This window comes from Microbacterium sp. UBA3394, assembly GCF_002358725.1.
Classification (GTDB): Bacteria; Actinomycetota; Actinomycetes; order Actinomycetales; family Microbacteriaceae; genus Microbacterium; species Microbacterium luteum.
Genome location: NZ_DEPK01000126.1, coordinates 1 through 10,125, shown reverse-complemented (window position 1 = coordinate 10,125; position 10,125 = coordinate 1). Strand labels below are relative to the sequence as shown.

The window sequence follows — 10,125 nt, the reverse complement described above, 5'->3', positions numbered from 1 at the left end:
GAACGAAACCCAGGGCGATTCAGTTCGACTTCGCGCCACTCGACGGCATTCTCCGCACCCCGGATGGCGTGGTGCGTCCCATGGACCGCTTCGGGCATTTCGACCCCGACTTCATCTACCGCTACATCAAGGCACCCGACCAGACGGTCGAGCAGCTCATCGCGGCGAGCCACACCGTCCACGCGGGCCTGGACCGCATCGCCGATTAGACCGGGTCTGTCCGTGAGGTTGCAGCGCCTTCACCGCAGCCGAAGGCGCCGCAGGGCACTGCGAACCACTGACTCGAGCACTGACCACGCAACGCATGTTCGACTGCCTGGACAGTAAGCTCACGAGCTGATCGAGCTCGTCAGTGTCCGCTCGCCTCGTTTCCGCCGACCCGTCGCGGAGCAGAGGCACAAGGATGACGAAATATGTGCAGCGCAGGAAAGTGTCATCACAAAGTCGGATCGCCAGCGCGCGAGGCGCCCCAGCCACGTGACACTCGGTGTCATCTCACCGCGTTCCCGACAAAAGCTTCTCGCCCCGCACACGGCGCCACGGAAACCGCGCCTTCAGCTGTCGAGCGTCGATTCAACCTCTCCCTCGACCGCCGGCACCTCGTGATCCGCTACGAGGACTCGAACGATCTCGAGCAGCTCCGGCCAGCGCGAACGCGGAAGAGGTGAGAACAGCTCCTCCGCTGCGGATTCATACGCCCGCATCCACAGCTCTGCGCGCTGCCGCCCCTCGGCGGTCGCGACGACGCGTGTCACACGTCGGTCGGCGGGATCCGTCGTTCGCGTGACCAGCCCCTCTCGGGTGAGGGCGTCCAGAAGAGCCGAGGCCGTGCCCTGCGAGATGCCCACCGCTTGACTGACGCCGGTGACCCGGATCGGGCCGAGCCGCACGACCTCGACGAGAACACGCGCACGAGCGAATGACACCCCCGCCTCGCCGAGTCGGTCATCGAAGCGACGGGCGAGGATCTTCGCCGCGCGGCCGAAGCCGTCCGCGAGGTCGACCGCGCTCGGCTGCTCGACACTGTCCTCATCATCGACTGCACCCATCGTCGCCTCCTCCGTTGTTGACACCAATTTACATCTGTGTCAATCTATCGACATCAATACATTGGTATCGATGCATCTATGTGAGGAGATCCCGCCCATGCGCGTGTTCGTCACCGGAGGAAGCGGTTTCGTCGGTCAGCACCTGATCCGTCGGCTCCGCGAAGAAGGCCACACCCCCATCGCACTCGCTCGCTCCGAGCGCAGCGCAGACATCGTCCGGGGCGCAGGAGCGGATGCCGTGAACGGCGACCTCGACGATCTCACCGCCACGGGCGACGTGACTCGGGATCCGGCCTGGCTCGGGGAATTGAGCACCGTCGACGCCGTTGTGCACGCTGCCGCCCGGATGGAGTTCTGGGGACCCGACGAGGGTTTCCGCACCGACAATCACGAGCCGACCATCGCCCTGCACGCGGCCGCCGCGAAGGCAGGAGTCTCACGGTTCGTGCTGATCAGCGCGGCCGGGATATCCACGGGGACCCAGCGTGCGCGCGTCGTCGACGAGGGCACGGACGACGGCGTCTCGATGATCGCCTACGGCCGCGTGAAACTGGCGACCGAGCACGCGTTGCGAGACGCGCCGACCCCCGGCATGGCCCTCGTGATCCTGCGTCCGCCGTTCATCTGGGGCCCGGGACTCACGACCATGTCCGACGCCGTCGCCGCTGCCCGAAAGGGTCGGTGGGTGTGGATCGACCACGGCCGGCACACGATGGACTTCGTGCACGTCCTCAATCTCGCCGACGCGATCGTCGACTCGCTCACGCGCGGTCGCGATGGCGCCCTCTACTACGTCACCGACGGCGCACCGACGTCGGTGCGCGAGTTCTTCGGCGCCCTGTTCGCCACGCAGGGTGTCGATCTCTCGCGAGCCCGCAGCATCCCGCTGTGGGTCGCCTCTCCGGTCGCAGCGGCGCTCGATGGTGGAGCGCGTCTGCTGCGCCGACCCACGGCGCCCCCGCTCACGAACTGGCTGGTCGCCAACATGGGTCGCGACCGGGCCTACGACATCAGCGCGGCTCGCTCCGACCTCGGCTACCACCCGCGCCTCACCGTCGCAGAGGGCATGCGCGGCATGACCGCGTGAGGCATCGCGCCTTCCTGGTCCCGCCACTCCCAGGACCCGGGGGGATCTTCCAGGTCGGTCGCATCAGGATGAGGATGAATCCCACGACGACGGGAGATTGACGTGCAACTGCGGCAGGACACGATCCTCATCACCGGTGGAACCTCGGGCATCGGGCTCGAGATGGCGACCCAGCTGGCGGCTCGCGGGAACACCGTGATCGTCACGGGGCGTGATGAGCGGCGACTCGCCGACTTCCGGCGCACGCACCCGTCGCTCCACGCGTTCACCGTCGAGGTGACGGACCTCGCATCCATCGAGGAGCTGCACCGTCAGGTGACCGCGGCGTTCCCGCGCCTCAATGTCGTCATCAACAATGCCGGCCTGATGCAGGCCATCCGTTTTCCCGAAGCCGCGGCCGATCACGTCGCCGACGAGGTGGGGGTCAACCTCGCCGGTCCGGTCATGGTCACCCAGGTCTTCTTGCCGCATCTCCTCGCGCAGCCCGAGGCCGCGATTCTGAACGTCACGTCGGGCATCGCCTACATCCCCTTCGACAAGGCACCGCTCTACAGCGCCTCGAAGCTCGGTCTGCACTCCTACACGCAGTCTCTTCGCGCGCAGCTCACCGGCACGTCGGTCAAGGTCTTCGAGCTTGCTCCGCCGAGGACCACGAAGCCGATGTTCAGCGGATCCGACGCGGACAACCAGCAGGTGGACCGCATCCCGATGATGCCGATCGCCGCCGTGGTGACGCACATGATCCGGGGCGTGCAGAGGAACCGCTACGAGATCCGCCCGGGGATGAGCAAGCTGCTCCGGCTGATCGGCAAGGTTCGTCTCTGACCGCGCCTCTCGTCGCCGCGCGAGTCAGCCTCCTCAGCGGAACCGGCGCCGGTACAGCGCGATCGCGCCGATGAAGGCCACGGCGGCGATGCCCGCGCACCAGGCCAGGGCGATCCAGAGGTCGGACGTGACCGGCTGCTGAGCCAGCAGCGCCCGGATGCTGTCAACGATCGGCGTCACCGGCTGATTCTCGGCGAACCAGGCCACGGGCGCCGGCATCGTCTCGGTGGGCACGAACGCGGAACTGAGGAACGGCAGGAAGATGAGCGGGTAGGAGAAGGCAGCCGCGCCGTCGGTCGAGTGTGCGGCAAGACCAGAGAGCACGGCGATCCACGTCAGGGCGAACGTGAACAGCAGAAGGATGCCGGCGACAGCCAGCCACGCGCCGATCCCGGCGCCGCTGCGGAATCCGAGCAGCAGCGCCGCCGCCACGACGATCGCCATCGACACCGAGTTCGCCACGAGCGAGGTCAGCACGTGCGCCCAGAGCACGCTCGAGCGGGCGATGGGCATCGACCGGAAGCGCTCGACGATTCCGCCCTGCACATCCAGGAACAGTCGGTACGACGTGTAGGCGACCCCCGAGGCGACCGTGATCAGCAGGATCCCCGGGAGCAGGTAGTCGATGTAGCTGCCCGTCGCGTCGCCGATCTCGATCGCGCCGCCGAAGACGAAGACGAACAGCAGCAGAATGGCGATCGGCATCACGGCAGTGGTGATGATGGTGTCGGGGCTGCGCAGGATGTGTCGCAGCGATCTGCCCGTGAGCGCGCCGGTGTCCGAGAGCACGTGAGTGGTCATGATCAGTTCTCCTCCGGCTCGGCGCCGCCGACGACGGCGAGGAAGATCTCCTCGAGCGTCGGCCGCTTCTCGACGTACTCGACGCGCGTCGGCGGCAACAGCCTGCCGAGCTCTTCGAGGGTGCCTTCGACGATGATCCGTCCGCCGTGCAGGATCGCGATGCGATCCGCGAGACGCTCGGCTTCCTCGAGGTACTGCGTGGTCAGCACGACGGTCGTCCCGCCTGCGGCGAGCTGTTCCACCGCGCGCCACACTTCGGCGCGCGCTTCGGGATCCAGCCCGGTGGTCGGCTCGTCGAGGAAGACGACGGATGGGGAACCGACCAGGCTCATCGCGATGTCGAGCCGCCGGCGCATGCCTCCGGAGTAGGTTCCCGCGCGCCGACTTCCCGCATCCGTGAGGGAGAATCGCGCGAGCAGGTCGTCGGCGATCCGCGAGGGATAGGGAAGGTGGCGGAGGCGGGCCACCAGCGCGAGGTTCTCGCGCCCGGTGAGAACGTCATCGACGGCGGTGTACTGGCCGGTGAGGCTGATCGCCTGACGCACCTGCTCCGCGTCGGTGACGACGTCGTAGCCGGCGACCGCGGCCGAGCCCCCGTCGGCCTCGGTCAGCGTCGCGAGGATGCGGATGGCGGTGGTCTTGCCGGCCCCGTTCGACCCCAGCAGGGCGTATACGCTGCCGGCCGGGATCTGCAGGTCGACGCCGCGCAGCACATCCACGGAGCCGAACGACTTCGTCAGATCCTCCACGAGGATCGCCGGGGCGGTGGCGGTGCTCATGACGACGAGCCCTCGGTCGCTGCAGCGATCGCCGAGCGCAACCGTGCGCGCTCCGCGTCGATCCACCCCTTGCCGCCGTACGCGAGGGCAAGCGTCTCGGCGAACTCCACCGTCTCGTCGCCGACGATCTGGTGCACGGTGGCCCCCGAGGCGACCGACCCCTCCCAGAGGTCTGCGAGATCGACGGCCATCTGCGCGACATGCTCCCCGTCGATCAGCCCGCCGTAGCGCAGCAGATACCGGTGCACGGCGCGAGCAGCCTCGCGGTGGGGTTCGGGCAGCGCATCCAGTCGTGCGACCGCCTCGCGATACTGCTTCTTCTCCTCGAGGGACCCGGTGAGCACCTCGATCCATTTCGACGCCATGATCATTCCTTTCCGGTCCGGAGCGATTCGATGCGTTCTGCGAGGTCGCCCCATGTCTCCCAGAACTCGTCCAGCCGCGAACGTCCGGCTGCGTTGAGCGAGTAGACCTTGCGCGGTGGCCCCTTCTCCGAGGGGACCTTCTCGATGTCGACGAACCCGCGCTGCTCGATGCGTACGAGGAGCGCGTACACGGTCCCCTCGGCGATATCGGCGAAACCGCGCTCGCGCAGAGTCGCCGTGATCTCGTATCCGTACGCCGGACGGTCCGCCAAGGTCGCGAGCACCACGCCCTCCAGCACGCCCTTGAGCATCTCGGTGTCGTGTCGTCCCATCGCCGCCCCTACTCAGTAACGTTGAATACCGGTACAAAGTATCACTGAGTAGCGCCGCTCGCAAGGACTCTTCCGCACCGCCGCGCGACGTCCTAGGCTCCGGAATGGAGCGGACGGGCGCTCGATCGCGCGATACGACGTGCGACCAGGTTCGGGCACGACGGAGCGAGAGCAAGGGATCGAGCATGAACGCGGTCGTCGGTGACATCCTCCCGCTCGCCCTGGGAGTCGCGATCAGTCCCATCCCGATCGTCGCCGCGATCCTGATACTCCTCTCACCGCGGGCGCGGGTCACCAGCACCGGTTTCCTCCTCGGATGGGTCCTCGGCATCGTCGTCGCCGCAACGGTCTTCACGCTGCTCGCCGGCATCATCCCCGAAGACGATGCGGGGGCCTCCCGCCCCGTGAGCGGAACGATCAAGCTGCTGCTGGGCACCCTCCTGCTGCTGCTCGCGATACGAAGCTGGCGGCAGCGCCCGAAGGCGGGCGAGGAAGCGGCTCTCCCGCCCTGGATGACGGCGATCGATTCGTTCACCTTCGCCAAGGCCGTCGGGCTGGCGTTCCTGCTAGCGGGGGTCAATCCGAAGAACCTGCTGCTGGGCGCCGCGGCGGGGGTCGCGATCGGCGGCGCCGGCCTGGAGGTCGCTGCAGCGGCGGCCGCGATCGCGGTCTATGCGGTGATCGCCGCGATCACGGTGATCGTCCCGGTCGTCGGATACCTCGTCGCCGCCGACCGACTTACCCCTGCCCTGACCGCCCTGCGGTCCTGGCTTCAGCGCGAGAACGCCGTCATCATGGCGATCCTCCTCCTTGTGCTGGGAGTCACGCTGATCGGCAAGGGCGTCGGCAGCTTCTGACCCGCCGCCCGCCGTGCCGGGCGATGACGTGCCCGGCACCAAGGGATCATCGCCGCCATCTAGGATGGGATCGTCCGGCGCCCGTGATTCCTGGAGCTCAGCCGCATGACCTCTCCTTCCGACACCTCCGCGTCGTCGCGCCCCGTCGCCGACACCGTCGAGAACGCCCAGTCGACGCCTGAGAAGGAGCAGCCCTACGGCGCGCTCGGACTCAAGCCCGACGAGTACGACCGCATCCGGGAGATCCTCGGCCGCCGCCCGACGTCGGGCGAGCTGGCGATGTACTCGGTGATGTGGAGCGAGCACTGCTCCTACAAGTCGAGCAAGATCTACCTGCGTCAGTTCGGCCAGAAGGTCAGCGACCAGATGCGCGAGAAGCTCATGGTCGGCATGGGCCAGAACGCCGGCGTCGTCGACATCGGCGAGGGGTGGGCCGTGACCTTCAAGGTCGAGTCGCACAATCACCCCAGCTACATCGAGCCGTTCCAGGGCGCTGCGACCGGCGTCGGCGGCATCGTGCGCGACATCATCTCGATGGGCGCACGCCCCGTGGCCGTCATGGACCAGCTGCGGTTCGGCGCGATCGACAACCCCGACACCGCCCGCGTCGTGCACGGCGTCACGTCGGGCATCTCCTTCTACGGCAACTGCCTCGGCCTTCCGAACATCGGCGGCGAGACGGTGTTCGACCCGGTGTACCAGGGCAACCCGCTCGTGAACGCGCTCGCGGTGGGCGTCATGCGCCACGAAGACGTCAAGCTCGCCAACGCCACCGGCGCCGGCAACAAGGTCGTGCTCTTCGGCGCCCGCACCGGCGGCGATGGCATCGGCGGCGCATCCATCCTCGCCTCCGACACCTTCGCCGATGGCGGCCCGACCAAGCGCCCCGCCGTGCAGGTGGGTGACCCGTTCGCCGAGAAGGTGCTCATCGAGTGCTGCCAGGAGCTCTATCAGGGCGAGCTCGTCGAGGCGATCCAGGACCTCGGCGCCGCCGGCATCTCGTGTGCCACGAGCGAGCTCGCCGCTAACGGCGGTTCGGGGATGCGCGTCGACCTCGAGAACGTGCTGTTGCGCGACCCGTCGCTCACGCCGGAGGAGATCCTCATGAGCGAGTCGCAGGAGCGCATGATGGCCATCGTCGCCCCGGAGAAGCTCGACGCGTTCCTCGCCGTCGTGGGCAAGTGGGATGTGGAGACCAGCGTGCTGGGCGAGGTCACCGGAGACGGCCGCCTGCAGATCTTCTGGCACGGCGAGCAGATCGTCGACGTCGACCCCTCGACCGTGGCCGTCGACGGCCCGGTCTACGAGCGTCCGGTCGCCTACCCGACATGGATCGACAGCCTGCGCGAGGAGTCGGCCGCGGCCCTCCCCCGCAGCATCGACCCGGAGGTGCTCCGCGAGCAGTTCCTGACGCTCGTCGCCAGCCCGAACCTCGCCGACACGTCGTGGATCACCAACCAATACGACTACTACGTGCTGGGGAACACCGCCCTGAGCTTCCCCGACGACGCCGGCATGATCCGCGTCGACGAGGAATCGGGCCTCGGCTTCGCGATCGCCACCGACTGCAACGGCCGCTACTGCCAGCTCGACCCCTACGAGGGCGCCAAGCTCGCGCTCGCGGAGGCATACCGCAACGTCGCCGTCACCGGCGCGGTGCCCGCCGCCGTCACCGACTGCCTGAACTTCGGCTCACCCGAGAACCCCGAGGTCATGTGGCAGTTCTCGCAGGCGGTCGCGGGCCTCGCCGACGGATGCCTCGAGCTCGGCATCCCCGTCACAGGCGGCAACGTCTCGTTCTACAACCAGACCGGCGACCAGCCGATCTTCCCGACCCCGGTCGTCGGCGTGATGGGCATCATCGACGACGTCGCCCGCCGGATCCCCTCGGGCTGGCAGGATGCGGGCGAGAACATCTATCTGCTCGGCGTCACCGCGACCGAGCTGAGCGGCTCGCAGTGGGCGGGAACGATCCACGGCCACCTCGGCGGCCTGCCGCCGGCGGTCGATCTGGCCGGCGAGAAGAAGCTCGCGGAGCTCATCCACGCGGCGTCGCAGCAGGGTCTCGTCTCGAGCGCCCACGACCTGTCTTCGGGCGGGCTCGCGCAGGCCCTGGCCGAGGCGACGATGCGGTTCGGTGTCGGCGCCCGCGTGTGGCTGCGTGAGATCAGCGAGCGCGACGGGGTGGATGCGGCGACCGCGCTGTTCGGCGAGTCGACCGGACGTGTGATCGTGTCGGTGCCGCGCGAGGAGGACGTGAAGTTCCGGGGGCTCTGCGAGGGCCGCGGCTACCCGGTGCTGCGCATCGGCGTGACCGACGTGCCGGCAGACGGCGAGGCCGCCCTCGAGGTGCAGGATGTCTTCACCGTCGCCGTGTCCGAGCTCCGCGAGCGCTCCGCCGCGACACTGCCCGCCGCGTTCGGCGCGACGATCGCCGAACCGACCGCGTAGGAGGAACCATGTCCGACGACGACGAATACGCCGGCTACGGCGAGGCCCGCCAGCGGCGCATGAAGATCGTCGCGTGGGTGACCATCGTGTCGCTGATCCTCGTGGCCGGCGGCTCCACCATCTTCACCCTGCTGTTCGCCTGAATCCGCGGCCGTCCAGCATCCGAGCGCCGCGCTCGCCCGCTGATTAGCATGGCAGTGTGGACCTCTGGTTCGAGCTGCTCGGCGCCTGGTGGTGGGTCGCACCCACCGCGATCGGTGCGGGCGCGGCCGGGTACGGCGTCGCCACGAGCGGTCGCCGGCGGGCGCGACGGCTCGAGCTCGACGCCGCGCGCCACGAGATGTCACGTGCGTATACGGCGCTGATGTCGGCTCGAGCCGACATGCGCACCGCCCGTGCCGCGCTGCAGACCGCCCGCGCCAACCCGGGCGCGCCGGGCGCGATCAGTGTGCCGGTCGCGCGTGACGAGCTCCAGCGCGCGAAGCACGCGCACCGCGTCGCGTGGATGACCCTGCGGGCCAAGCGCACCGGCGTCAAGGCCGCTCGTGCACAGCTGCGCGCGGTCTCCGCGTCGCCGGGCAAGAGTGACGACACCCGCCTCCCGCTCGCGCGGCTCATGGCCCGCCACGACATGCTGACCTCGCGCTGGATGCAGTACGAGACCGACGCCGCGCGCGCCATCGCCATCCCGCAGATGTCGGATGCCCGACACCCCGTCACGGCGGAGTTCGTCGCCGCGGAGCACCATGCCCGGGCGCTGTGCCCCGCCGACCCTCGTGCCAAGGTCGCCCCGGAGGACTTCGTCGCCTACCGGGAGGCCGTCGCCGCCGCCGAAGCCGCGTTCCGCGTGGCCGAGCAGGATGCGTGGCGCACCGCGCGCCGCGAAGGCCCGCCGCCGGTCGAGCCACCCCGCACCTAGCCGCACCGACCCCCGCGGATACGATGGCAGGGTGGAGCCGTTCTTCACCTTCCTCGGGAGCTACTGGTGGCTGGCGTTCCCGCTGTTCGGTGTGCTGGCCTCGGCCGGCAGCGCCTGGGAACGCGGCGCCCGTCGCCGCCACAAGCGACGGCTCGAGATCATCAAGGCGAAGGGCGAGGTGAAGGCCGCCACGCGCGCTGTGCCGATCGCGTCTGCGCCCGGCGCATCCGATGAGCCCGCAGCGGAGGAGTCGACCGCCAAGCAGCTCGAGAAGCTCTTCGCCGCCCACGACGACGTCACCCACCGGTGGCTCGAATACGAGCTGGATGTCGCGAAGCTCATCGCCTTCCCCGCGATGAGCGACGGGCGCCAGCCGCTGACGGCGGCCTTCCTCCGTGCCAAGCGCGTTGCCGACAACGCTCGGCCGGCAGCGGCATCCGCGAAGGTCAGCCGCGAGGAGCTCACCGAATACCGGGATGCGGTGACGGACTACGAGGTCGCGTTCGACCTCGCCGAACGCGACGCACGGCGACTCAAGGACTCGACGTTCTCGACGGCCGAGCGCAAGCGTCTCGACACGGCCCAGCAGCTGCTCGCGGTCGCGGTCGACCAGGCGGCGACACCGGCGGAGCGCCAGGTGGCGTACAAGCGGGTGCGGGA

General features: G+C 68.9%; 12 protein-coding genes and 1 pseudogene. 8 read left to right on the top strand and 5 right to left on the bottom strand.

What is annotated here, in order from left to right; genetic code table 11:
- On the top strand, positions 1-209 hold a 209-nt coding region (locus B4E30_RS07755; RefSeq protein WP_286794501.1), incomplete at its 5' end, for a hypothetical protein.
- A 345-nt stretch (positions 210-554) separates the two neighbouring features.
- Here the strand turns inward: B4E30_RS07755 and B4E30_RS07750 are convergent.
- Positions 555-1,049 (bottom strand): MarR family winged helix-turn-helix transcriptional regulator, encoded by a 495-nt coding sequence (locus B4E30_RS07750; RefSeq protein WP_286794500.1) that lies wholly within the window; start codon positions 1,047-1,049, stop codon positions 555-557.
- Positions 1,050-1,119: 70 nt separating this feature from the next.
- On the opposite strand from B4E30_RS07750, the gene B4E30_RS07745 reads away from it, so the two are divergent.
- The gene (locus tag B4E30_RS07745) at positions 1,120-2,136 is read left to right on the top strand and encodes an NAD-dependent epimerase/dehydratase family protein (protein WP_286794498.1); all 1,017 of its coding nucleotides are present in this window, start codon (positions 1,120-1,122) and stop codon (positions 2,134-2,136) included.
- Between the two features lie 102 nt (positions 2,137-2,238).
- Positions 2,239-2,961 (top strand): SDR family oxidoreductase, encoded by a 723-nt coding sequence (locus tag B4E30_RS07740; RefSeq protein WP_286794496.1) that lies wholly within the window; start codon positions 2,239-2,241, stop codon positions 2,959-2,961.
- Between the two features lie 33 nt (positions 2,962-2,994).
- Here the strand turns inward: B4E30_RS07740 and B4E30_RS07735 are convergent, their stop codons facing one another.
- From B4E30_RS07735 to B4E30_RS07720, 4 genes are read right to left on the bottom strand one after another with little or no spacing between them, the layout of a single operon-like run.
- Positions 2,995-3,762: an ABC transporter permease gene (locus tag B4E30_RS07735; RefSeq protein WP_286794494.1), complete on the bottom strand. Its 768-nt coding sequence runs from the start codon at positions 3,760-3,762 to the stop codon at positions 2,995-2,997.
- Positions 3,763-3,764: 2 nt separating this feature from the next.
- On the bottom strand, positions 3,765-4,541 hold the full coding sequence (locus tag B4E30_RS07730) for an ABC transporter ATP-binding protein (protein ID WP_286794492.1): 777 nt from the start codon (positions 4,539-4,541) through the stop codon (positions 3,765-3,767).
- Positions 4,538-4,906, bottom strand: a complete 369-nt coding sequence (locus B4E30_RS07725; RefSeq protein ID WP_286794490.1) for a DUF1048 domain-containing protein — start codon at positions 4,904-4,906, stop codon at positions 4,538-4,540. The genes B4E30_RS07730 and B4E30_RS07725 overlap by 4 nt, the downstream gene beginning before the upstream one ends.
- 2 nt (positions 4,907-4,908) lie before the next feature.
- A complete protein-coding gene (locus B4E30_RS07720) occupies positions 4,909-5,238 on the bottom strand; it encodes a PadR family transcriptional regulator (protein ID WP_286794488.1) in 330 nt (109 codons plus the stop codon).
- Between the two features lie 185 nt (positions 5,239-5,423).
- Here B4E30_RS07720 and B4E30_RS07715 point away from each other — a divergent pair, with 185 nt between their 5' ends.
- From B4E30_RS07715 to B4E30_RS07695, 5 genes and pseudogenes are all read left to right on the top strand, one after another.
- Positions 5,424-6,095, top strand: a complete 672-nt coding sequence (locus B4E30_RS07715; RefSeq protein WP_286794487.1) for a GAP family protein — start codon at positions 5,424-5,426, stop codon at positions 6,093-6,095.
- Between the two features lie 105 nt (positions 6,096-6,200).
- Positions 6,201-8,546, top strand: coding sequence for a phosphoribosylformylglycinamidine synthase subunit PurL (gene purL / locus B4E30_RS07710; RefSeq protein ID WP_286794486.1), 2,346 nt, complete (start codon positions 6,201-6,203; stop codon positions 8,544-8,546).
- 8 nt (positions 8,547-8,554) lie between these two features.
- The gene (locus B4E30_RS07705; RefSeq protein ID WP_272872942.1) at positions 8,555-8,689 is read left to right on the top strand and encodes a hypothetical protein; all 135 of its coding nucleotides are present in this window, start codon (positions 8,555-8,557) and stop codon (positions 8,687-8,689) included.
- Between the two features lie 56 nt (positions 8,690-8,745).
- Entirely contained in the window at positions 8,746-9,465 is a 720-nt protein-coding gene (locus B4E30_RS07700; RefSeq protein WP_286794485.1) for a hypothetical protein, read from the top strand.
- 31 nt (positions 9,466-9,496) lie between these two features.
- Positions 9,497-10,125, top strand: a pseudogene (locus B4E30_RS07695) (hypothetical protein); the annotation flags it as partial.

Coding starts and splice junctions, on each gene's coding strand:
- B4E30_RS07750 (WP_286794500.1), bottom strand. CDS start 1,049: ATGGGTGCAGTCGATGATGAGGACAGTGTCGAGCAGCCGAGCGCGGTC.
- B4E30_RS07745 (WP_286794498.1), top strand. CDS start 1,120: ATGCATCTATGTGAGGAGATCCCGCCCATGCGCGTGTTCGTCACCGGA.
- B4E30_RS07735 (WP_286794494.1), bottom strand. CDS start 3,762: ATGACCACTCACGTGCTCTCGGACACCGGCGCGCTCACGGGCAGATCG.
- B4E30_RS07730 (WP_286794492.1), bottom strand. CDS start 4,541: ATGAGCACCGCCACCGCCCCGGCGATCCTCGTGGAGGATCTGACGAAG.
- B4E30_RS07725 (WP_286794490.1), bottom strand. CDS start 4,906: ATGGCGTCGAAATGGATCGAGGTGCTCACCGGGTCCCTCGAGGAGAAG.
- B4E30_RS07720 (WP_286794488.1), bottom strand. CDS start 5,238: ATGGGACGACACGACACCGAGATGCTCAAGGGCGTGCTGGAGGGCGTG.
- B4E30_RS07715 (WP_286794487.1), top strand. CDS start 5,424: ATGAACGCGGTCGTCGGTGACATCCTCCCGCTCGCCCTGGGAGTCGCG.
- purL (WP_286794486.1), top strand. CDS start 6,201: ATGACCTCTCCTTCCGACACCTCCGCGTCGTCGCGCCCCGTCGCCGAC.
- B4E30_RS07705 (WP_272872942.1), top strand. CDS start 8,555: ATGTCCGACGACGACGAATACGCCGGCTACGGCGAGGCCCGCCAGCGG.